This is a genomic window from Clostridium chromiireducens (assembly GCF_003575225.1).
Classification (GTDB): Bacteria; Bacillota; Clostridia; order Clostridiales; family Clostridiaceae; genus Clostridium; species Clostridium chromiireducens.
The window spans coordinates 818,065-842,663 of record NZ_QXDJ01000003.1 but is presented as its reverse complement, the minus strand read 5'-3'; the positions used below and the strand labels follow the sequence as shown (position 1 = coordinate 842,663).

General features: G+C 29.2%; 22 protein-coding genes. 21 read left to right on the top strand and 1 reads right to left on the bottom strand.

Annotated elements, in window-relative coordinates; all coding sequences use genetic code 11:
* Positions 1-12: 12 nt before the first annotated feature.
* The 21 genes from D2A34_RS15395 (at position 13) to D2A34_RS15295 (ending at position 24,164) form a co-directional block, all read left to right on the top strand.
* Positions 13-513: a J domain-containing protein gene (locus tag D2A34_RS15395; RefSeq protein ID WP_079441572.1), complete on the top strand. Its 501-nt coding sequence runs from the start codon at positions 13-15 to the stop codon at positions 511-513.
* A 475-nt stretch (positions 514-988) separates the two neighbouring features.
* Positions 989-1,654: an RNA polymerase sigma factor SigI gene (gene sigI / locus D2A34_RS15390; protein WP_119367219.1), complete on the top strand. Its 666-nt coding sequence runs from the start codon at positions 989-991 to the stop codon at positions 1,652-1,654.
* 9 nt (positions 1,655-1,663) lie between these two features.
* Entirely contained in the window at positions 1,664-2,791 is a 1,128-nt protein-coding gene (locus tag D2A34_RS15385; RefSeq protein WP_119367218.1) for an anti-sigma-I factor RsgI family protein, read from the top strand.
* A gap of 190 nt (positions 2,792-2,981) precedes the next feature.
* Positions 2,982-4,763: a bifunctional homocysteine S-methyltransferase/methylenetetrahydrofolate reductase gene (locus tag D2A34_RS15380; RefSeq protein ID WP_119367217.1), complete on the top strand. Its 1,782-nt coding sequence runs from the start codon at positions 2,982-2,984 to the stop codon at positions 4,761-4,763.
* A 50-nt stretch (positions 4,764-4,813) separates the two neighbouring features.
* Entirely contained in the window at positions 4,814-5,365 is a 552-nt protein-coding gene (locus D2A34_RS15375) for a phosphoglycerate mutase family protein (protein ID WP_079441576.1), read from the top strand.
* Positions 5,366-5,717: 352 nt separating this feature from the next.
* Positions 5,718-6,716, top strand: coding sequence for a LacI family DNA-binding transcriptional regulator (locus D2A34_RS15370; RefSeq protein ID WP_079441577.1), 999 nt, complete (start codon positions 5,718-5,720; stop codon positions 6,714-6,716).
* 192 nt (positions 6,717-6,908) lie between these two features.
* Positions 6,909-8,309 carry a glucuronate isomerase gene (gene uxaC / locus D2A34_RS15365; RefSeq protein ID WP_079441578.1) on the top strand — a complete coding sequence of 467 codons (1,401 nt, stop codon included), beginning with the start codon at positions 6,909-6,911 and terminating at the stop codon, positions 8,307-8,309.
* An 80-nt stretch (positions 8,310-8,389) separates the two neighbouring features.
* A complete protein-coding gene (locus tag D2A34_RS15360; RefSeq protein ID WP_119367216.1) occupies positions 8,390-9,838 on the top strand; it encodes a tagaturonate reductase in 1,449 nt (482 codons plus the stop codon).
* A 79-nt stretch (positions 9,839-9,917) separates the two neighbouring features.
* The gene (locus D2A34_RS15355; protein ID WP_079441580.1) at positions 9,918-10,340 is read left to right on the top strand and encodes an HIT family protein; all 423 of its coding nucleotides are present in this window, start codon (positions 9,918-9,920) and stop codon (positions 10,338-10,340) included.
* A 51-nt stretch (positions 10,341-10,391) separates the two neighbouring features.
* Complete coding sequence (locus D2A34_RS15350; RefSeq protein WP_079441581.1) at positions 10,392-11,801, top strand: glycoside-pentoside-hexuronide (GPH):cation symporter; 1,410 nt, start codon at positions 10,392-10,394, stop codon at positions 11,799-11,801.
* 572 nt (positions 11,802-12,373) lie between these two features.
* Positions 12,374-12,532 carry a hypothetical protein gene (locus tag D2A34_RS15345; protein ID WP_419258076.1) on the top strand — a complete coding sequence of 53 codons (159 nt, stop codon included), beginning with the start codon at positions 12,374-12,376 and terminating at the stop codon, positions 12,530-12,532.
* A gap of 1 nt (position 12,533) precedes the next feature.
* Positions 12,534-13,484 carry a sugar kinase gene (locus D2A34_RS15340; RefSeq protein ID WP_119367215.1) on the top strand — a complete coding sequence of 317 codons (951 nt, stop codon included), beginning with the start codon at positions 12,534-12,536 and terminating at the stop codon, positions 13,482-13,484.
* A gap of 252 nt (positions 13,485-13,736) precedes the next feature.
* Positions 13,737-15,185 (top strand): tagaturonate reductase, encoded by a 1,449-nt coding sequence (locus D2A34_RS15335; RefSeq protein ID WP_079441583.1) that lies wholly within the window; start codon positions 13,737-13,739, stop codon positions 15,183-15,185.
* Positions 15,186-15,323: 138 nt separating this feature from the next.
* Positions 15,324-16,811: a UxaA family hydrolase gene (locus D2A34_RS15330; RefSeq protein WP_119367214.1), complete on the top strand. Its 1,488-nt coding sequence runs from the start codon at positions 15,324-15,326 to the stop codon at positions 16,809-16,811.
* 448 nt (positions 16,812-17,259) lie between these two features.
* A complete protein-coding gene (locus D2A34_RS15325) occupies positions 17,260-17,751 on the top strand; it encodes a mannose/fructose/sorbose PTS transporter subunit IIB (RefSeq protein WP_079441585.1) in 492 nt (163 codons plus the stop codon).
* Between the two features lie 291 nt (positions 17,752-18,042).
* A complete protein-coding gene (locus tag D2A34_RS15320) occupies positions 18,043-18,879 on the top strand; it encodes a pyridoxamine kinase (RefSeq protein ID WP_119367213.1) in 837 nt (278 codons plus the stop codon).
* 153 nt (positions 18,880-19,032) lie between these two features.
* Positions 19,033-19,788, top strand: a complete 756-nt coding sequence (locus tag D2A34_RS15315) for a DeoR/GlpR family DNA-binding transcription regulator (RefSeq protein ID WP_079441587.1) — start codon at positions 19,033-19,035, stop codon at positions 19,786-19,788.
* Entirely contained in the window at positions 19,781-20,686 is a 906-nt protein-coding gene (gene pfkB, locus D2A34_RS15310) for a 1-phosphofructokinase (RefSeq protein ID WP_079441588.1), read from the top strand. Before D2A34_RS15315 ends, pfkB begins: the two co-directional genes overlap by 8 nt.
* A gap of 111 nt (positions 20,687-20,797) precedes the next feature.
* Positions 20,798-22,723 carry a PTS fructose transporter subunit IIABC gene (locus D2A34_RS15305; protein WP_119367212.1) on the top strand — a complete coding sequence of 642 codons (1,926 nt, stop codon included), beginning with the start codon at positions 20,798-20,800 and terminating at the stop codon, positions 22,721-22,723.
* A 192-nt stretch (positions 22,724-22,915) separates the two neighbouring features.
* Positions 22,916-23,554 carry a hypothetical protein gene (locus tag D2A34_RS15300; protein ID WP_119367211.1) on the top strand — a complete coding sequence of 213 codons (639 nt, stop codon included), beginning with the start codon at positions 22,916-22,918 and terminating at the stop codon, positions 23,552-23,554.
* Positions 23,555-23,615: 61 nt separating this feature from the next.
* Entirely contained in the window at positions 23,616-24,164 is a 549-nt protein-coding gene (locus tag D2A34_RS15295; protein ID WP_119367210.1) for a hemerythrin domain-containing protein, read from the top strand.
* A gap of 83 nt (positions 24,165-24,247) precedes the next feature.
* Here D2A34_RS15295 and D2A34_RS15290 read toward each other — a convergent pair whose 3' ends face one another.
* Positions 24,248-24,571: a hypothetical protein gene (locus tag D2A34_RS15290; protein WP_079442232.1), complete on the bottom strand. Its 324-nt coding sequence runs from the start codon at positions 24,569-24,571 to the stop codon at positions 24,248-24,250.
* Between the last annotated feature and the right edge of the window lie 28 nt (positions 24,572-24,599).

Here is a 24,599-nt window from a genome sequence, read left to right as displayed (position 1 = left end):
GGTGTAACTATATTGAATCCATATGAAGTTTTAGATATTGATGAAACTGCTTCAGAAGATGAAATTAAAAATAAATTTAAGTCAATGCTTGAAGAATACTCACAAAATCAGGATCAAAATACACGACAAAAAGTACTAGTTATTAGCGCAGCCTATGAACGTATTATTAATGGAAATCTATATAAAGAAATTAGGAATCTAATCGATAATAAAAAATTTGTGGAAGCTGAAGCAAAATTGAATTTAATTAATAATGCAAATTCTGCTGAATGGAACTATCTTCAAGGATTTATATCAGTGCAGAAGGGCTGGTTTGATAGTGGACTAAATTATTTAAAGAAATCTGTAGAATTAGAACCCAATAATAATGAATATCTAGATAGTTTGAATAAATTACAATCACGAGTTATTGATTACATGAAAAAATATTCGAATAAGGATGTTAAACCTAACAGTAATAATATGAATGCGTGTGGCGGAAATGATTCTGGTGGAAATGGGGGAATGTGTTAGCAATAACTTTTTATTTATTATTAATGTTGATATTGAAGAATAATTATGTTATTATAAAAGAGCAGTTGGTACGTAAAGTGCTAATGTGGAGCTTAGAGTGTCCTTCGCCGGTCTCTAAGCTCCTTTTTTTTGACTATAATTAATTGATTAGTGAATTAAAATTTGATTATTTTAGAGATATATTAATTAATAAGTTATAAATTTAGAAAATCAACAGAAAAATTACATGATATAATAAATATTTTTCAATTAATGCAATTAAAAAAACTTTTAATACATGCTATAATAAAGAATAGTGATTATAAATTTGTACCGAAATCTAGTATTGAAAAAAATGTGGTTTATAAATTTAGGAAAACAGTCAAAAATGTTAAAATAAAACTTAACATAAAAGTTTTTCATTTATTTAATAAAAAGTACCAAAACTTATTGTTTTTTTTGTATATTATAATGACCGGGGAAGGGAGCGTATGGAATGCTCGAATGTGTTTTAATAGATTTAAATGTTGACAAGAACACAAATATTAATGAACTTATAGAAAATCATATGCCTTTTATAATAAAAAGTATTTCAGATGTAACAGGTAGATATGTATCATGTGAAAATGATGAGGAACTAAGCGTTGGATTGCTTGGGTTTCATGAAGCTATTGAAAGATATGATAATGAAAAAGGTCATTTCATGTCTTTTGCGAAACTTGTTATATCAAGTAGAATTAAAAATTATTTAAAAGGTGAAAATAAGCATCAGCATTCATCCTTTGAAGAATTAGTGGACAAGGGGTTAGAAATTAAAGATGAGTATTTAGAACAAAAAGAAGATAATAGTATATTGGTCGAAGAGATCAATAGATTGAAATCTGAAATAAGTTCATTTGGTTTTACTTTGGAAGATTTAGTTAATGAAGCTCCCAAACAACAAGCAACAAGAAAAAATGCAATTATGCTATCAGAAGAGATTAGTAAAGAAGAGGAATTTCTATCCTTTATGTATTTGAAGAAGAGATTACCTATCAAAAGGATTGTATTAAAATTTTTAGTTACTGAAAAAGTAATTAAAAGAAGTAAAAAATTCATAATTTCTGTAGTTATAATAATTGATAAAAATCTTAGTGCTTTGAAGAATTGGATCAGGAAGTAGGTGAAAAGAATGAATAAGGGAATAATAATGGAAATTAAAAGAAATTATGCTATCGCATTAAGTGATGAAGGCATAATGGATAAAATAGCATCAAAGCAGAATATGAGGGTTGGACAGAAGATTTTTTATTTTGATGATGATATTATAAAAGCAACAACAAGCAATATTAGCAGGTATAATAGTTTTATGAAAGCAATTGGATCAATTGCTGCATTATTTTTAATAGTATTCACCTTCTTTCATACAATGAAATCTGAAACTGCGTATGCAGTTGTAAGTTTAGATATTAATCCTAGTATACAAATAGAGGCTGATAGTAATTTGAAGATTATCAAAGTTGAAGGGGTTAATACAGATGGTAAGAATATAGACTTTACTGATATGAAGGATATGACTCTAGATGATGGAATAAAAAAAATAAAAGAAAAGCTTATTGAAAAAAAATATTTGGAAACGAATAAGGATGTATTAGTTGGCATTGCATTTGTACAAAATGGAGACAATAGTAATTATGAAGAGAACTTAAAGGTTGCTATTCAATCGACTTTTAGTACAGAAGATGTTACCTTAACATATGTTAAGGGTGATAAGGAAGCAGTTGATGAGGCGAAGACAAAAGGAATAAGCTTAGGAAGATATGAAGCATCATTAAAAGTTGATGATGAAACTAAGAAAAAGATAGATGTAGCACCAGTAAAAGAGATAACTGCAAGTATAAAAGATAAGGATAATGTTACTCAGTGGGATGCAAAAGATGAGAAGGATGTTAAATTAACTCCAGTTACAAAGCCAAGTTCTGATGCGATAACTGAAAAACCTTCGACAGATAAACCAGTAATTAATGCACCAAGTGATAATAAAGATACTAATACTGATGCAAATAAAGGAAGTGAAGGAAATTCTAAACCTGAAAAGAACAATGATGTTTTAGAATTAGATCCAGAAGTACCAGCTCAAACTGATAAAGATGGAACTTCTACTCCGCCTAAAAAGGATGATGTCATAAATATTGAACCTAATAATGGTGGTGTTATTCAAAACAATCAAACTTCGGGAAAGATTGATGAATCTCCTAATACAACACAACTTGAACCATCAAAAAATCAACAAAGTGTAATAGACAAAGTTGTGAAATAATAAAACAACTTTGATTGTATAAAATAGGATTATCTGAAAAAAGGTAAGCCTATTTTTTTTGAAGAAAAATAGGTGAATAAAAAAATGTTAATTAACAATAAACATTTTAAACATAAAAATTGAGGACTAGATTAAAATTTTATAGTATACTTACTATTAAGTATTATTAAAAGAAGTTGGGGAGATTAAAATGATAAAAAAATATTTACAGAACAATGTATTGATATCAGATGGAGCAATGGGAACGTATTATTCAGAGTTAACCGGAAATGATGCATCTTATTGCGAATTTGGTAATTTAAATGATAAAGATACTATCAAAAGAATACATACTGATTATATTAAAGCAGGGGCTAAGTTAATTAGAACTAATACTTTTTCTGCTAACACGTATGATTTAGGAGTATCCTTTGAAAGATTAAAGGATATAATTAAATCAGGAGTAGATATAGCTAAAGAAGCAGCAATTGGGAATGATGTTTTTATAGGAGCAAGTATTGGGCCTATAAAGGAACTTAATTTAGATGAATCTCACAGTAGTATTTTAGATGAATATAAATTTATTGTTGATTGCTTTTTGAGCAGTAAAATAAACGTGTTTATATTTGAAACCTTTAGTAATTGTAATTATTTAAAAGAAATTAGTGAATACATTAAAAGCAAAGATTCAAGCAGCTTTATTTTAACGCAATTTGCTGTTAAACCAGATGGATTTACAAGAGATGGATTAAGCGTAGGAAAAATAATAAAACTAATAAAGAATATACAGTATCTAGATGCTTATGGATTTAATTGTGGTTCTGGACCTAACTATATTTCTGAAATAATAAAAAAAATAAATATAGGAAGCGATATTGTTTCAGCTCTGCCTAATGCTGGATATCCTGAAATCATTCATGAAAGAACCGTTTATCCTAATAACCCAGCATATTTTGCTAAAAAGGTCAATGAAATTAAATCATTAGGAGTATCTATTGTTGGAGGATGTTGTGGAACAAATCCAAATTACATTAGACAATTAGCTTCCTTAATTGATGACAAATCAAAAAAAATTAAAAACATTGTTAAAAATGAAGAAGAGATTAAAAAATATGAAAATAAAACTGAAAATGCTTTTAAAAATAAGTTAGATAATAATGAGTTTGTTGTTGCTATAGAGTTATCTGCACCAATAGATATAGACATATCAAAGCTTATTGTTGGAGCTAAGATTTGTAAAGAAAATAATATTGATTTAGTAACAGTTCCTGACTCACCAATGTCAAAAGTTAGAGCAGATTCAACGATTATAGCTGCGAAAATTAAAAGAGAAATAGGAATTGAAGCAATGCCACATATTTGCTGTAGAGATAAGAATACAAATGCAATAAGATCGAGCTTAATTGCTTCACATATTGAAAATGTAAGAAATGTATTAGCAATTACTGGCGACCCTATTTCTGACGCAAGTAAAGTTGAGACAAAGAGCGTATTTAACTTGAATTCATTTAGACTAATGGAATTAATTCAGGATATGAATGAAGAATTTTTTAAAGAAGAAAATATATTAGTAGGTGGAGCTTTAAATTTAAATGTTCGGAATAAAGAAGTGGAATATAACCGTATGTTAAAGAAAATAGAAAAAGGAGCGAAATTCTTTCTAACTCAACCTATATATGATGATGATGCAATTGAATTTTTAAAGAAAATTAAAGAAAGAACAGATATAAAAATTCTTGCTGGGCTTCTTCCTGTAGTTAGCTATAGAAATGCTGTTTTTTTAAACAACGAACTTCCAGGTGTTACAATTCCTGATAAATACATAAAGATGTTTAATGAGGACATGACTAAAGAAGAAGCACAGGAAGTAGGAGTGAAAATAACAGTTGAAATTGGGAAAAAGCTAAAAGACTTCTGTGACGGATTATATTTTATAACTCCATTTAATAGGGTCAATATGCTTGTTGAGATAATTAAGCAGATTAAAGGCTAAAAACGTTTTGTGATGGTTAAATTTTACAATTAGAGACCGGGGGGATTTTTATGATAATAGGTCTTATAAGGCATTTTAAAGTTAATTATCAAAAGAAATTATTTATGACATCGAAAGAGTTTAAAGAATGGGAAGAAAATTATAATAATAGTGATGTTATTATAAAAGATGTGGAACTTATGGGGGTAATGTGGGATAAATGTTATTCTAGCACGTTAATAAGAGCAATGATAACAGCACAGCATGTTTATAAGGAAAATATTGTACATAATGATCTTATTAGAGAGACTATAATAGACCCTATATTTCACAGTGATATAAAACTTCCTTATTGGTTTTGGGCAGTTAGCGGAAGACTTGCTTGGTATTTTAACCATAAATCACAAGAGGAAAATAAAAAAATAACAATTGAAAAGGCCAGACAATTTGTTGACATGTTGTTAGATGAAGCAATAAAAGAAGGGAACAATAATATTCTTATAGTTACACATGGTTTCTTTATGTATAGTCTTCAAAAAGAACTTAGAAAAAGAAAATTTGTTGGCAAGTTAATTTATAGTCCTAAAAATGGGTTATTATATATGTATAATAAAATCAATTAAAAGATATAGCATATTATGAAAAAATATATAATTTATATGAAAATTATTGAAATATGCTACCTTTTTTAAATAAAAAGGTAGCATATTTTGCTATAAATTATTGAAATAATACATAATTTAAGTTAGTATAACTATTGTGAACAAAATAATAAATTATTCAATTATGAGATAAATTGAAATATATAAATAAATATAATTATAAATAGATAAGTTAAAAGGTGTTTTAAATGTACATTATTGCAAAAATGGATATAAATTATTAAAATATTATATAGAATAAAGAAAGTAATTTTTTACACAGTATAAATATATATTGATAGAGATTTACATAAATAAGGAGTGTAAAGAAAAAATGAGTGTTACTATAAAAGATATCGCAAAGATTGCCAATGTTTCACATACAACGGTGTCGAGGGCTCTTAATAATAGTCCATATATTAATGAAGAGACTAAAATTAAAATAAAAGCATTAGCAAAAGAATTAAATTATGTACCAAATTATAGTGCGAAAAGTCTAGTATTATTAAAATCATATGTAATAGGTGTATTCTTTTCATCAATTAGTGAAGGGACTTCAGATACATTTTTCCATGAGATTGTTAAAGGAATAAACAAGGTTATTGATAAAGAGTATAACTTAGTTATTAGAGGAATTGACGATTGTGAATATTCTCATCCTATAGATAATAAAAATTTTGATGGAATAATTGTGGTAAGTCAAAGCAAAAATGATGATAAATTTATACATACTATTCTTGAAAAGAATATCCCAACTGTTGTAATTAATAGATACATAGACAATGAAGGATTAGTAAACATAATGTCTGATGATACTAAGGGTGCTTATGATGCGGTTACATATTTTATTGAAAATAACCATAGAAAAATAGCATTACTAGAAGGAAACAAGGAATTCGAATCAAGTTTTTATAGAAAAAAAGGATATATAAAAGCATTAGAAGAGAATAATATTCCTATTAATGAAGATTATATTATAAGTGGTAGATATAACTTACAAAGCGGATATGAGAATATGAAAAAGCTATTAGGATTAGAAGATAGACCAACAGCTGTATTTTGTTCTAATGATGATATAGGGGTCGGTGCTATGAAGGCTATCGCTGAAGAAGGATTAAGAGTGCCTGATGATGTTTCAATTATAGGATTTGATGATAGTAATTTTTGTAATTATGTAACTCCGCCATTAACTAGCGTAAAAAAAGATTCTTTAACTATGAGTCAATATGGAGGAATAAATCTGTTAAATATTATAAAAAATAAAGAAGTTAGCAAAGAAAAGTTATATATACAATCAAAACTTGTTGTAAGAAAATCTGTGAAAAAACTTTGATAAATAAATAATTAGTGGTAAAATATCGCTAATTATTTAAAAAAAACTTGTTAACGTTAACAAAAAAGTATTGCATTATTTATAATATGATATTATAATAAAGACATCGAGTAGATACTATTAAATTGTTCACGTTAACAGAGTTTGGCTGATGTTTTTGTTAACGTGAACAAGAAGGAAAGAGGATTTGATATGAAAAAGTTTATGGATGAAAATTTTATTTTAAGTAATGAAACAGCAGAAAAACTATATCATGATTATTCAGCGAAAATGCCAATTATTGATTATCACTGTCACATTAATCCGAAGGAAATATTAGATGATAAGAAGTTTGAGAACATAACTCAAGTATGGCTTTATGGTGATCATTATAAATGGAGACAAATGAGAACTTTTGGCATAGATGAAAAATATATCACAGGAGATGGAAGTGATTATGAAAAGTTCTTAGCTTGGGCAAAGACTATATCATTTGCAATAGGAAATCCACTTTATCATTGGACGCACTTAGAGCTTAAAAGATTCTTTGGTGTAGATGAAGTTTTAAATGAAAAAAGTGCTCCAGCTATTTGGGAAAAAGTTAATAAGATGTTAAGCAGCGATGACTTTACGGTAAGAAATCTTATTAAAAAATCAAATGTAAAAGCAATATGCACAACTGATGATCCAATAGATTCATTAGAATATCATTTAGCAATTAAAGAAGATAAAAGTTTTGATGTAAAAGTATTACCAGCTTTTAGACCTGATAAAGCTCTAGGAGTTAATAAAGATACATTTAAAGATTGGTTTAACAAGCTAGAAGAAGTAGTTGGTTCTAAAATTTCAAACTTTGATGAATATTTAGAAGCGTTAAAAAAGAGAGTAGAATATTTCCATGAAGTTGGATGCAGAGTATCAGATAATGCATTAGATTTTGTTCCAGTAGGAAATTCGTCATTAGAAGAAGTTAGAGAAATTTTTGCTAATGTACTTAAAGATGGACAAGTATCTTTTGAAGATGAAAATAAATTAAGAGTATATATATTAAAGTTCTTTGGAAAATTATATCATGATTTAGGATGGGTAATGCAATTTCACATGAATTGTGTTAGAGATAATAACAAAGTGATGTTCGAAAAATTAGGCCCTGATACAGGATTTGACTCGCTGAATGATACAGAAGTTGCAATTCCGCTATCAAGATTATTAGATGCATTAAATAGTGAAAAAGCTTTACCTAAGACCATTATATATAGTTTAAATCCAAATGATAATTCTACAATAGGAACATTACTTGGATGTTTCCAAGGCGATGGAATAAAAGGTAAAATCCAATTTGGATCAGCATGGTGGTTTAATGATCATAAGATTGGTATGCAAGATCAAATTAGAACTCTAGCTAACTTAGGAATGTTAAGTACATTTGTTGGAATGTTAACAGATTCTAGAAGCTTCTTATCGTACACAAGACATGAATATTTTAGAAGAATCCTTTGCAATGTAATTGGTGAATGGGTAGAAAATGGTGAATTACCTAATGACATCGAACATTTAGGACAAATTGTAGCTGATATTAGTTATAATAACGCAGATAAATATTTCAATATGTAATTTTATATGTATGAAAATAGGTGAATAACTTATTTTCATACGCAAAGATAAAACAAATCATAAGCTAGGGAGGAATCACTGTGAAATTAAATAAGGAATTATATAAAGAATTTAAAACATACCCAGAAAAAGTGTTGCAATTTGGAGAAGGTAACTTCTTAAGAGCATTTGTTGACTGGCAAATAGATAAAATGAATGATGAAGCAGGTTTTAATGGAAGTATTGTAGTCGTACAACCGTTAGAAAATGGTCTTATAGATATGCTTAATGATCAAGATTGCTTATACACTCTATATTTACAAGGTATTCAAAATGGCCAAGCGTCAAAGACTCATAAAGTAATTAACAGCATAAGCAGAGGAATTAACCCTTATAGAGATTATAATGAATATTTACAAGTTGCAGAAAATCCAGAATTAAGATTTATAGTATCTAATACAACAGAAGCAGGTATTGCATTTGATGAAAACGATACATTAGACGGAGGATGTCAAAAAAGTTATCCAGGAAAATTAACTGCACTTTTATATCATAGATTTAACTTCTTTAAAGGAGATAATAGTAAAGGGTTTATAATAATTCCATGCGAATTAATTGATAGAAATGGTGAAAAACTAAGAGAAATAATATTAAAGTATGCAGAAAAATGGAATTTAGGACAAGCATTTGCGGATTGGATAGATAATGCTAATACTTTTTGCTGTAGCTTAGTTGATAGAATAGTCCCAGGATATCCAAGAGATTCAATAGATGAAGTTAGAGAAGAACTTGGATATGATGATAATCTTGTAGACGTAGGAGAAATGTTCCATCTATGGGTAATTGAAGGTCCGCAATCTATAAAAAATGAATTACCAATAGAAGAAGCAGGATTAAATATTAAAGTTGTAGATGATATGACACCATATAGAACAAGAAAAGTTAGAATTTTAAATGGACCTCATACAGCAATGGTTCCAGTAGCTTATCTTTATGGATTAGAAACTGTAGGAGAATCTGTGGATCATGAAGTAATAGGAAAGTATGTGCATGATGTTATATATGATGAAATAATAGAAACATTAGATTTACCACATGAAGAATTAGTAGAATTTGCAGATGCAATCATTGAGAGATTCCAAAATCCTTATGTAAAACACTTTTTAATGAGTATATCATTAAATTCAATGTCAAAATATAAAACAAGAGATTTACCAAGTTTAACTGAATATTTAAAAAGAAAAGGTGTACTGCCTAAAAAATTGGTGTTCTCGCTTGCCGCATTAATTGAATTCTATAAAGGAAAAAGAGGAAAAGAAGATATTCAATTAGCTGATGATGAAGATATTTTAGAATTATTCAAGGGATTATGGTCAAATTATGATGGAACAAAAGAAGGTTTAAATAAAATTGTGACTTCTGTTCTTGCATATGAAAAGAATTGGGGAAGCGATTTAAATGATATCCCTAACTTAACTGATGAAGTTTCAAGATACTTAGAAATAATTGAAAAAGTAGGTATGAAAGAAGCTGTTAAAGAAGTTCTATAATGAAATTTATTATTATACAATTAAGCATTGCTTAATTGTATGATAAATAAATATAAATAATTAATAAGGAGGAAAAAACATGAGTTTTGATGCAAACTGTTTTTATTGCTCAAAGAATCAAGATTTAGATTCTTTAATGATTAAGATTTGTGATTTAGATGTATCAACAGTATACTTATTTAAAGAACAAACTTACAGCGGAAGATGTAATGTGGTTTATAAGGAACACAAAAGTGAGATTTCAGATTTAACTGAAGAAGAAGCAGCAGCGTTCATAAATGATGCTCGTAAAGTAGCGAAGGCTATTCATAAAGCCTTTAATCCTGATAAAGTAAATTATGGAGCATTTGCTGACACAATGAAACATCTTCATCTTCATATAGTCCCTAAATATGAAGGTGGTACAACTTGGGGGAAAACTTTTGAGATGAATCCACAAAAAGTATACTTAAGTGATGAAGAATACCTAAATCTAATAGAGAAAATTAATAGTAATCTATAAAATTTGCAATTTATTTATAAGAAATAAAATTAAAGATACGGAGGAAAAGGAATGCAAAATTCTGTTAAAAACAACGCATCAACTAATTCTACTAAAGATGGAAACGTTAAATTAAGTTTAAAAGAAAAAATTTCTTACGGTTTTGGAGATTTTGGGAATGGTTTTATGTTTGACTTAGGTCAATCATATCTTACAAAATTCTTTATTGATACATGTGGAATGAGTGCAGGAGCAGTTGGAGGTATATTCGCATTTACGAAGATATTTGATGCATTTATGGATCCATTAGCAGGATCAACAATAGATCGTAGAAAAGCAGGTAAACAAGGTAAGTTTAGACCAGTAATGATGATTTCAAGTATAATTCTCGCAATACTTACAGTTATCACATTTACAATGCCGGATGTATCACTTTCAACTAGGATAATATATGGTTATGCAACTTACATGGCTTGGGGACTTGTGTATTCATTTACTAATGTTCCTTATGGATCAATGGCATCTGTTATGACAAGAGATGTAGAAGACAGAAGTCAATTGGCTACATTTAGACAAGCGGGTTCATTAGGAGCACAATTAATAACAGGTGTAGCTTTTGTACCTATTTTAATGATGTTTAGTGATAAAAAAGTTGGTTATCCAGTTGCAGCAGCAGTTATGGCTGTTATAGGAGTTATTTCATTCTATATTTGTTTTGTTAATTGTAAAGAGCACGTAGTTGTTAACAGAGAAGGTAAATCAGAAAAAGCTAGTGCTAAAGATTATTTCAAAGTTGTATTTACAAATAGACCGCTATTATGCTTAATTCTTATGCAATTATTTACAATATCAGCTATGAATACTAATAACCAAATGATGATATTCTTCTGTCAATATAATTTAGGAGATATTAAACTTCAACCAAAAGTTAATGGTATAATGATCGGATGTTCTGTAATTGGTATATTCGCTATTCCATTCTTAGTAAAGAAATTTGGTAAAAAGAAAACTGCAATTACAGGATTAATAATCGGAATTATAGCTAATGGATTAAACTTTATCATACCAACAAATCCTACAACTTTCACAGTTCTTGTTACTGTTGGATATGTAGCTCTAGCTATTCCAAACGGAGTTACTTGGGCATTCGTAACAGATGCGATTGACTATGGTCACTGGCATACAGGAATAAGAAAAGAAGGCGTAACTTATGCGGCTTTTAACTTCTCAAGAAAAATCGCACAATCTATGGCTGCTCTTGTAAGTGCAGCGGTATTAGGTATGACTGGATATGTTGCAAATGCACAACAAAGTGCAGAAACTCTACTAGGAATCAAAGGTGCAATGACATTATATCCAGCAGTTGCACTAGCTATAGCTGCTATTGTAGTAGGTGTATTACACAACTTACCAGATGATAAATATAGAAAAGTGGCACAAGATTTACAAGAAGGAAGATGGGAAAATGGTATATTAGAATAATATTAAATATATTATTCACTAGTTGATACTTAAGTCATCTACCTAAATGAATATAAAAATGTTAAGCATCATGGATCCATTTAGAATCCGTGGTGCTTAACTTATAACATTAAATAAGTTAAGAAAAAAAGTTGTTAACGTTCACAAAAAAGTGTTGCATGATTTTTAAAATAGTATTATAATAAACTTAACCAGTTAATGCGTTCTGTTGCAAATTGTTCACGTTAACAATTAATAAACAGGCTAATTAATTTGAATTTATACAAAGATATATACACCATAAAAATTTAATAAAAGGTTTAAAAGTTTGATAAGAAAACAATATTTTGATATGTAAATAAGTTAATAACTTATTTTATATATAGCACAGTTCTCAATAAAAAACGACCAAACATATACTTAACCATAATGGAGAATTTCTTCAAACACATAATTTTCATACTATAATTTATTAAAAATATTTTAAGTTAACCTTTTGAGAACTGTGCATTTAATTATTAATAAAGAGCATAATTAAACTAGAAAATAATAATTTCATATATATATTATATAAAAGTAATCGAGGTATAAAAATGAGATGTGAAGAAGTATCAAGGAGTGTTAAGGAAGCTGTTGCTGTTGGAACTGGTGGAGATTTAACTAAAGGTGCTAAAACTGGCGATTATGATTTAGTCGAAAAAATAGCTAAAGAATTTGTTTATGCTCATAGAAAAGCGGAGGAGAATAGGTAATATGGATGTTTTAACTTTTGGAGAGTCAATGGTTGTATTTAGCCCTAATAACAATGGACCAATAAGACATGTTCATACTTTTACTAAATCACTTGGTGGAGCAGAATCAAATGTTGCTACTGCTATTGCAAAATTAAATCATAGTGTAGGTTGGTTTTCAAAAGTATCTGATGATGAGTTTGGAAGATTTGTAATTAATGCAATTAAAGCTGAAGGAGTAGATACGTCAAGAGTAGTAGTAGATAAAAATAGAAATACAGGTATTCTTTTTAAAGAACGTTATCAAAGAAGTAATCCAAATGTTTATTATTATAGAAAAGATTCAGCGGCAAGTAGCCTATCACCAGAAGACTTGGATGAAGGATACATAAAGCAAACCAAAATTCTTCATTTAACAGGAATAACTCCAGCTTTATCAGAAAGCTGCAGAAAAACTGTATACAGAGCAATAGAGATAGCAAAAGAAAATAACATATTAGTATCTTTTGATCCAAATATAAGGTTAAAACTATGGCCAGTTGAGGAAGCAACGAAGGTATTAGTAGATATAGCGTGTAGAGCTGATATAGTTATGCCGGGATTAGATGAAGCCGAAATTCTTTTAGGATTAACAGATAAAGATGAAGTTGCAGATTATTTCTTAAGTAAGGAAGCGAAAATTGTTGCAATAAAATTAGGGGCAGAAGGATGTTACATAAAAGATAGAAAAGAAGGAGTAAAGGTTCACGGTTATAATGTTTCTGATTTAATTCAAGATACAGCTGGAGCAGGCGATGGTTTTGCAGCTGGGTTCTTAGCCGGATATCTAGAAAAATTACCATTAAACGAAATAGGACAATATGCTAATGGGGTTGGAGCTATGGCTACATTAGTTCAAGGTGATATGGAGGGGTATCCTTATTTTGATCAACTTATGGAATTTATAGGTAAAAAGCAAGGAATTGAAAGATAATATATTAATCAATGTGGGTAAGTAAGAAGGCTATTTTAAATAATGAAATTTTAAGTGTATTCTATCTCTAAAAATAAACTTTAAAATAACTTTGGAAATAGGCTTTTACTTACCCTCAAAAATATTGGACAAGAATATATCAATGAATAATTGACAATGTACAGTATAACATTTTGAGAGGCTTTGCATTGTGAATTGTGTATTGAATTAGTATGTTAAAAAAAGTATTGCACTACTTAGGAGGAATAATTAATGAAATTAAGTAAAGAATTGTACAAAGAATTTAAAACATACCCAGAGAGAGTTTTACAATTTGGTGAAGGGAATTTTCTAAGAGCTTTTGTTGATTGGCAAATTGATAAAATGAATGAAGAAGCAAACTTCAATGGTAGTGTTGTAGTTATTCAACCACAAGAAGGCGGGTTAGTTCATAAATTAAATGAGCAGGATTGTCTATTTACACTATATCTTCAAGGTGTTCAGAATGTAAAAGCGATAAAAACACACAAAATTATAAATAGTATCAGCAGAGGTATCAATCCATATAAGAATTATGATGAATATTTAAAGGTCGCTGAGAATCCAGAGTTAAGATTCATCGTATCTAATACAACTGAAGCTGGAATTGCTTTTGATGAGAATGATAAATTGAATGAAGGCTGTCAAAAAAGTTTTCCGGGTAAACTGACTGCTTTCTTATATGAAAGATTTAGAATATTTAATGGAGATAATAGTAAAGGTTTTATAATAATACCTTGTGAACTTATAGATAGAAATGGTGAAAAACTTAAAGAAATAATATTGAAGTATGCTGAGATTTGGAATCTTGGACAACCTTTTATAGACTGGTTACATAATGGAAATACATTTTGTTGTAGTCTAGTTGATAGAATAGTTCCAGGATATCCAAGAGATACAATTGATGAAGTTAGATTAGAACTTGGATATGATGATGATCTTGTTGATGTTGGTGAGATATTCCATCTATGGGTTATCGAAGGACCACAATCAATAAAAGAGGAACTGCCAATTGAAAAAGCAGGATTAAATATAAAAGTTGTTGATGATATGACACCATATAGAACTAGAAAGGTTAGAATACTTAATGGTCCTCATACAGCAATGGTTCCAGTAGCTTATCTTTACGGATTAGAAACTGTAGGAGAATCTGTAGAACATGAAGTGATTGGAGAATTTGTTCATGATGTAATTTATGAAGAGATAGTTGAAACGTTAGATTTACCACATGAAGAATTAGTTGAATTTGCAGATGCAATAATTGAAAGATTCCAAAATCCTTATGTTAAACACTATTTAATGAGTATAGCTTTAAACTCAATGTCTAAGTATAAGACAAGAGATTTACCAAGCTTAACTGAATATTTAAATAGAAAAGGAGTCCTTCCTAAAAAATTAGTATTCTCTCTTGCAGCATTAATTGAATTCTACAAAGGAAAAAGAGGAGAAGAAGTTATTCAATTAGCTGATGATGAAGATATTCTAGAACTTTATAAGGAATTATGGTCAAATTTTGATGGAAGTAATGAAGGATTAAAGACAATAGTAACTTCGGTATTAGCGTATGAAAAAAACTGGGGGATGGACCTAAATGGAATACCAAACCTAACAGAAGAAATTACAAAATACTTAATACTTATTGAAACATTAGGAATGAAAGAAGCTATCAAAGAAGTTCTATAAAGGTTATAAGTAAAGCCCTATAATTAAATCTATATAAAATTTATAAGTGGTTTTAATATATAATACTAAAACCACTTATAAATAACTAATAACTGTTAGATTCAAAATAAAAATTTAATGGAAGTAGGTAAAGAATTAATGAAAGAAATTATTAAAATAAATGAAAAAGATAATGTTGTTGTAGCACTTAGAGATATTCTAAAAAATGAGATTATTGAAGTAGAAGATAATAAAATAGAAGTAAAAGAGGACATAAAGAGAGGTCATAAGATAGCAATTGGAAATATTAAAGAAGAAGAAAATGTAATTAAGTATGGGTATCCAATAGGACATGCGACAAAAAATATTGAAATTGGAGATTGGGTACATACACATAATATAAAAACTAATTTAAATGGGATAATGGAATATACTTTCAATCAGGAATTAATACAAAGTTCATTAGATAACAGAAATATTAATTTTGAAGGATATAAAAGAGAAAATGGAAATGTAGGAATTAGAAATGAACTTTGGATAGTACCAACAGTAGGTTGTGTAAATGGTATTGGAGAAAGAATAATTGAAAAGTTTAGAGAAGAAGTTCAACCAGTGGGGTTAGATGGTCTCGAAGTATTTAAGCATAATTATGGTTGCTCTCAGCTAGGAGATGATCATGTTAATACAAGAACAATGCTTGGAAATTTAGTGAAACATCCAAATGCTGGCGGTGTGTTAGTGCTTGGACTTGGCTGTGAAAATAATACAATGGAAGATTTCAAAAAATCATTAGGAGATTTTGATGAAAAAAGAATTAAGTTCTTAGTTACACAAGAAGTTTCAAATGAAATGGAAATAGGAGTTGAAATATTAAAAGAACTTTATGAAAACATGAAGAACGATAAGAGAGAATCCATTCCATTATCTAAATTAAAGGTAGGATTGAAGTGTGGAGGCTCAGATGGACTATCAGGAATAACAGCAAATCCTTTAGTAGGTAGTTTTTCTGATTTATTAATAGCTCAAGGTGGTACTACTATTCTTACTGAAGTTCCAGAAATGTTTGGAGCAGAGACAATACTAATGAATAGAGCTAAAGACGAAGAAACTTTTGATAAAACTGTACACTTAATCAATGATTTTAAAGAATATTTCATGGCATATGATCAACCAATATACGAAAATCCATCGCCAGGAAATAAAGCAGGTGGAATCACAACTCTTGAAGATAAATCTTTAGGATGTACACAAAAATCAGGTAATGCAACAGTTGTAGATGTTCTAAAATACGGGGAAACATTGAAAGTCAATGGATTAAATCTATTAAGTGGACCAGGAAATGACTTAGTTGCAGCATCAGCACTTGCAGCAGCAGGTTGTCATATAGTTTTATTTACAACAGGAAGAGGAACACCATTTGGAACATTTGTTCCAACTATTAAGATATCAACAAACACTGCAATTTATAACTTGAAACCTCATTGGATGGATTTTAATGCAGGATGTTTAGTTGAAGATAAAAATTTAGAAGAAACAACTGAAAAATTATTGAAATATATAATAGAAGTTTCAAGTGGAAAATTAGTAAACAATGAAATAAATAAGTTTAAAGAAATATCTATTCTTAAGCAAGGGGTTACGCTATAAGAATAAATTATAATTGAATTACTGTTATTGTATAGGTATTTAACAATATAACGTAAATATACGAAATTTTAAGCATATTAAAACATAAAGTTTTAATATGCTTTTTGTTGCTAAGTGATGATATTATACTAAAAATAAGTATAGAAGATAAAATGAGAAAACGATTATTATAGGTTAAGTGTGGATTTTTATGAATGAATATGATTGAAAATGAGTACATTCTGTGATACAATTGGTGTCAAATAAAGTGCTGTTAATGCAAGTTGAAAGTTTCTATAAGTATTCTTAATATATACAATAATAGATTTGCTTGTATTATGTCATGTCGATACTCACTATGAAAAGGATTTAACATGATTATATTTTAATTTATATAAGGCTATAAAAAAGCAGCGTTTTGGCATGTTTAAGCATAGGTAAGACTAATAAATAAGGGGGTTTTTAAGTTATGGAAATTAGTTTTGTAAGAATTGATGATAGGTTAATACATGGACAAATTGCTACGATTTGGTCTAAGGAAAGCGGATGCAATAGAATCATGGCCTGCAGCGATGAGGTGGCAAAAGATGATCTTAGAAAGCAATTGTTGCTTCAGGTAGCTCTTAAGGGAATTAAAGCTTATGTTATTAGTATTGATAAGGCTATTGAAGCATATAATGACCCTAAATTTGAAAGTTTCAAAACATTATTCTTGTTAACAAATCCCTTAGACGTGCTTAGAATGATTGAAGGTGGGGTTGATATAAAATCAGTAAATGTTGGTGGAATGTGTTATAAAGAAGGTAAAAAACAAATAACAGGTGCAATATCTGTTAGTAATACAGATATTGATGCATTTAAAAGACTTCATTCAATGGGAATTGAATTAGAAATAAGGCAAGTTGCCAAGGATCATAAAATTAACTTGATAGATAGATTAAAAGATTTAAATCTTATATAACTTATAATAATTCAGTCTGAGTAAAAGAGATACTTAAAGATTGTAATAATATCTAAATTAAAATCTATTATAAAATATAAAATCACTTTTGATGTTTGAATTAATAATTATAAACACTCAAAAGTGATATTTTATTGTCGTAAATGATTATTTTTGGAATAAATTAATTGCTAGATGTTTTTGTTAATATTATAATCTTCTTATGTAAATAGGATATAATTACTAAATACTACAATTATATTTTTAATTACAAAAGTTAGTATTGAAATTTATTTAGAAAAGGAGAGAAAAATGAAAAAACCAATAAAAAGGGTTGCAGCTATTCATGATTTATGTGGAATCGGAAAAGCTGCTTTAACTAATGTAATTCCGGTTCTAGCAACACTAGGAGTAGAAGTTTGCCCTGTACCAACTATGATTTTATCGACACACACTGGAGGATTTGGCACACCAAGAATATTAAAATTAGATGGATATATAAATAAAGCAATTGAGCACTATAGAAGTATAGATATCACTTTTGAAGGAGTGTTTATTGGTTACTTAGGAAATGAATCATGTGTTAATGAAGTTATAACTTCATTGGAATATTTAAATAACGATAATCCTTTAATTATATTTGACCCTATCTTTGGGGATGATGGACATTATTACAGTAATTTTGATAAAAATTATGCTGAAAGATTAAAAGAAATAATGTGCTATTCAGATATAATTACACCTAACTTTACAGAAGCATGTATTTTAGCAGATGAAGATGTAAAAAATGATGGTAATAAAGACGACATATTAATGATTAGTAGGAAACTACGCAAATTAGGAAGTAAAGATATTGTTATCACAAGTATCCCTATGCCTGATAGGAGTAAAATTGGAACTGCAATATATGATTGGAAAAAAGATTCTATAGAAATAATTGTTTCAGATAGATTAGATAGGTCTTATCCAGGAACAGGAGATGTATTTACATCAGTTCTTTTAGGAATGCTATTAAAAGGAAACTCTCTATTAGAAAGTGCTAAAATGTCATGTGAGTTTGTGGAAAAAGCAATTATTGAAAGTAAGAGATTTGATTACCCTACAAAAGAAGGTCTTTTGCTTGAATATGCGTTAAAGTATTTATATTAACTTTAAAATGAGCAAAAACAATAAAAAAACTTTTAGAATAAACCAAAAACAATTAAAAAATAAAAGAAAGTGAATTTAAATGAATTATTTTGAAAGAAAATGATTGATTTATTATAAGATATGAGTTATTATAATATCAGAGGAGTGGTGATAATGTTTACAGAAGAAAGATTCAATATCATTCTTCAAGAACTTAAAGTTAAGGGAATAGTATCTGTTACAGATCTAGTGAAGTTGCTAGATGCTTCCGAATCTACAGTAAGAAGAGATCTAAATGCACTTGATAATGAAGGACTACTTAAGAAAATACATGGTGGAGCAATAGCAATTGGCGAAAGCACATCAAAGCATGATTATAAAGTAAATGTTAGACAATCTCTAAATGTTGATGAAAAATACGAAATAGCAAAATATGCAGCTTCTCTAATTGAAGAAGGAGATGTAATTTACTTAGATGCAGGTACAACAACTGAGCTTATTATTGAATTTATAGATGCTAAAAATATAACAGTTGTTACAAATGGTATTGTTCATGCTAAGAAACTTTTAGAAAGAGGATTTAAAACCTTTATTTTAGGAGGTGAAGTCAAAGCTATTACAGAGGCTATTATTGGCAATACTACCGTTGAAGAATTGAAAAAATATAATTTTTCAAAAGGCTTTTTTGGTGTTAATGGAGTGAGCAATCAAAGTGGATATACTACTCCTGATGTAAATGAGGCTATGGTTAAGGCTCAGGCAATAAAAATGTGCAGACAGTCATATGTATTAGCAGATCAATCTAAATTGGAAAAAGTTAGTTTTATAACTTTTGGAGCAATAGCAGATTCAATATTAATAACAACTAAAATCGATAGAAATAATATTAGTTATGATACTAACGTAATAGAGGTGATAAAAATTGATTAACACAATAACGCTCAATCCTTCTTTGGATTATATAGTTAAAGTTGATTCTTTTAAAGTTGATTCTTTGAACAGAATTGCGGAAGAAAGGATATATGCAGGTGGTAAAGGAATTAATGTATCTATAGTACTTAAAAACTTAGGTGTAGCGAATACTGCTCTTGGTTATGTTGCAGGTTTTACCGGGGATGAAATACTACGTCAAATTGAAAGTCATGGAGTAACTTGTGATTTTATTAAATTAAAAGAAGGTTTTTCAAGAATAAATGTAAAACTTAAAAGTGATGGTGAAACAGAAATTAATGGGTCTGGACCAGATATTAAAAATGAAGACCTTAAAATTTTATACGAAAAGCTTTCACATTTAACAAAAGGTGATTTTCTGATATTATCAGGAAGCATACCAAATAGTGTGCCGGATGATATCTATGAAAGTATTATGAGCAGCTTAGCTGACAGAGGCGTGGAATTTATTGTAGATGCAACAAAAGACTTACTTCTTAAAGTGCTAAAGTTTAAGCCATTTTTGATAAAGCCTAATCATCATGAATTAGCAGAAATGTTCGATGTTGAATTAAAAAGTGATGAAGACATAATAAAATATGGTAGAAAGCTTCAAGAAATGGGAGCAAAAAATGTGCTTATATCAATGGCTGGTGATGGTGCGATTCTTTTACCAGAAAATAGTGAAGCAATAAAAAGGGAAGTGCCAAAAGGTGAACTTAAAAATTCAGTTGGTGCGGGAGATTCAATGGTAGCAGGTTTCTTGTGTGGTTATCTAAGAAATAAAGATATAGATGAAGCTTTCAAGATGGGAATTGCTACTGGTAGCGCAAGTGCATTTTCTGAAGAACTAGCAACCAAGGATGAAGTAGATAATTTGTTGAAACAAATTGTATAGAATGTTGAAATATTTTTTAGTACTATATTAATTTAATGAAAAGATATTAATATCTTTTCATTAAATTACAGAATAAAAGGAATATATTTTTAAATTAACGGAGGGTGAAAGATGAAAATTATTGATTTATTACACAAACAGGGTATGAATTTAAATTTTAATCCTGGCTCAAAAGAACAATGTATTAATGAATTAGTTAACTTAATGGACAAGACAGGGAATTTAAATAATAAAGAAGAATTCAAAAAAGCAATACTTGCAAGAGAAGAGTTAAGTACAACAGGTATTGGTGATGGAATAGCAATTCCTCACGGGAAAACAAAAGCTGTTAAAAAAGCAACTTTAGCAGCAGCAATTTCAAAAGAAGGTGTTGATTATGATTCTCTTGATGGGGCTCCTGCAAACCTTTTCTTTATGATTGCGGTACCTGATAATAGTGATAATTTACATTTAGAGGTTTTAGCAAGATTGTCAACTATTTTGATGGATGAAACTTTTAGGAATAATTTATTAAGTTGTTCTGATAAAGATGAATTCCTCAAATTAATAGATAAAAAGGAAATGGAGAAATTTCCAAATGAAGTTATAGGGGGAAAAGAAATGAGTAATAAAGGTTATAAGGTATTAGCTGTTACTGCATGTCCAACTGGAATTGCACATACTTATATGGCAGCAGAGAGTTTAGAAAACAAAGCTAAAGAGTTAGGGGTTTCAATAAAAGTTGAAACTAATGGTTCTGGGGGAGCTAAAAATGTTTTAAGTAAAGAGGAAATTGCAAATGCGGACTGCATAATCATTGCAGCTGACAAAAATGTTGAAATGGCTAGATTTGATGGCAAAAGAGTAATTAAGACAAAGGTTTCAGATGGAATTCATAAAGCTAAAGACTTAATTAATGAAGCTATTAGCGGAAATGCTCCTGTATATCATCATAGTGGAAAAGCTGATGAAGGAAGTATTGATACTGGAAATGAATCTGTAGGACGTCAAATATATAAGCATCTTATGAATGGTGTATCACATATGTTACCATTTGTTATAGGTGGAGGTATACTTATAGCACTTGCATTCTTATTTGATACATTTAACCCAGCAAATCCAGGAGGATTTGGTTCGGGAACACCACTTGCTGCAGTATTAATGAAAATTGGTGGTAGTGCATTTGGATTCATGTTACCAGTTCTAGCAGGATTTATTGCAATGAGTATTGCGGATAGACCAGGTCTTGCGGTAGGGTTTGTTGGTGGAGCATTAGCTAGTTCAGGAGTTACTTTTGCTAGTGCATTTGATTCAAAGATTCCAGCAGTTAGCTCTGGTTTCTTAGGCGCTTTACTTGCAGGTTTTATCGCAGGTTATATAGTTCTTGGTCTTAAAAAATTATTTGCAAATTTACCTAATAGTTTAGAAGGTATTAAACCAGTTTTATTATATCCTTTACTAGGAACATTATTAATTGGTGTTATAATTTTATTCATAAATCCAGTTATGGGAGTTATCAATACAGGTATCAGTAATGGTCTTAACTCAATGGGTGGTACAAGTAAGATTCTTTTAGGAATTGTATTAGGTGGTATGATGTCAGTTGATATGGGTGGTCCGGTTAATAAAGCAGCGTATTTATTTGGAACTGCATCACTTGCAAGTGGAAACTTTGATATAATGGCAGCTGTTATGGCTGGTGGTATGGTCCCACCACTTGTAATTGCATTAGCTACTACATTCTTTAGAAATAAATTTACAGAAAAAGACAGGCAAGCAGGACTTGTAAACTATATAATGGGGCTGTCATTCATATCAGAAGGTGCAATACCTTTTGCAGCAGCAGATCCAATAAGAGTATTGCCATCATGCATTGTAGGTTCAGCAGTAGCTGGAGCACTTTCAATGGCTTTCGGATGTGCATTAAGAGCACCTCATGGTGGAGTATTCGTTATCGCAATTGTAAGTAATCCACTTGCTTATATAGCAGCAATAGTTGCAGGATCTATCGTTGGAGCAGTAATATTAGGAATATTAAAGAAGCCAGTTCAACAATAGAATTTAAAATTTAGTAAAATAAAAAAGTTATCTTCGAATGTGTAAGTTTGAAGATAACTTTTTTATTATTAAAAAATTGGTGGATTTTTCATCTCTTGTATCAAATGTTACAGAAAAAGTACGACAAATACTGTATTATTTATTTATAGAAGCAAAATACTATTAATAGATTTAATTATAGGAGGAGATACAATGAGTCTATATTTAGGAAAAATACATTACTGGTTATTTAGTAAAATTTTATGGTTTGAAAAATTAGAAAAAGAAATAATTGAGCTAGCTCAAGAGGAAGGGTTAGATATAGATAAATTATCGAAAGAAATCAATAGTAAATATGGAGAACCAACTCCAGATATTCCACTAGAAGAAATGATAGATACAAGTAATATTCATGGATGGTTACAATCTAAAATTAATTCGGCTGAAGGAAGAATGGCAGCTTGGACTACTAAGATTATAGATAACAATGCAAGTGTTAAAGCAAAAATGGAGGATATTTATACAAATCAAGGTGTGAAAGCTGCAAAAGAAGTTAAAGAAAAAGGGATTGAACTAACAACAGCCGAGGACATTTTTAATAGTGTAAATGACTATATATTGGATGGTATGCCATGTGATAGAGTAAATGAAATAGTTAAAGCAGAGGAGAACTCTATTGAGTGGGTAAGAAGAGTTTGTGTTCACAAAGATATTTGGAGTAAGGAAGAGGGCGATGTAGACTATTTCTATAAGTTAAGAAGCCTATGGATTAAGGCTTTTGTAAGTGAGGTAAATACAGATTTCGAATATATAGAAAGAGACGATGAAATAAAAGCTATAAATAAAAAATAAATAATTAAGAATAAGAAATACTTATATTTAATAAAAAATTAATTTGTATAGGAGGGAAGGTATGAATGCAATAGATTTAATGATGGAAGAGCATCAATACATTAAACGTATGTTAGTAGTTGTAAGAAAGGCCTGTTTTAGAGTATTTAAAGGTGATAACATTAACTATGAAGATTTTTATTCTATGATTGCTTTTATTAGGAATTATGCCGATTCACATCATCATAAAAAAGAAGAAGTAATGCTTTTTAACAAAATGGTTGATGAAATAGGCGAAACAGCAGAAAAAATAGTAAAGTATGGTATGCTAGTTGAGCATGATTTTGGACGATTATATATAACTAGCTTAAGTGATGCTTTAGATAACTTGAAAAAAGGAAATGAAGAATCTGTCTTAGACGTTATATCAAATGCTATTTCATATACTCATTTGTTAGAAAGACATATTGATAAAGAAGACAAGGTTATTTATAAATTTGCACAAAGAGAATTAAATAAAGAAACTTTAAATAATATTGATGAACAATGTAGTGAGTTTGAAAGTACCAATACAAATGTAAAAGATGAAAATATAGCTATATTGGAGAAATTAGAAGAGAAATATAAATAGAAAATAACGTTTTAAGAGTGAAGGATAAAAGCAGTATCTGATTTTTAATATCAGGTACTGCTTTTATATTTTGTGATTATTAATTAAATATTTTTCTCTTTTTCAACCTTTCGCCAGTGATATAGAAAGGTCGGCAAAGCAACTACAACAACCGCTACTGATTTTGCAACATTTTTTTTACTTTCAATACTACGGTTTTGTTCATATCTTATTTGATTCTCCTCATAAATTTTTTTGTCATACTCCGATAAACTGCCTGATTTATCTGGCGATATCCCTTCATAGTAATAATTTGTGGGGAACATTAAATCAGTAATATTTTGTACAGTGAAGATTATACCGGCTAGAACCATCATTAATGAAACAAAGCAAACAAGATATAAGTATAAATTTCTTAATTTAAACATAAAAAATGCCTCCTTTTTTATTATTCTA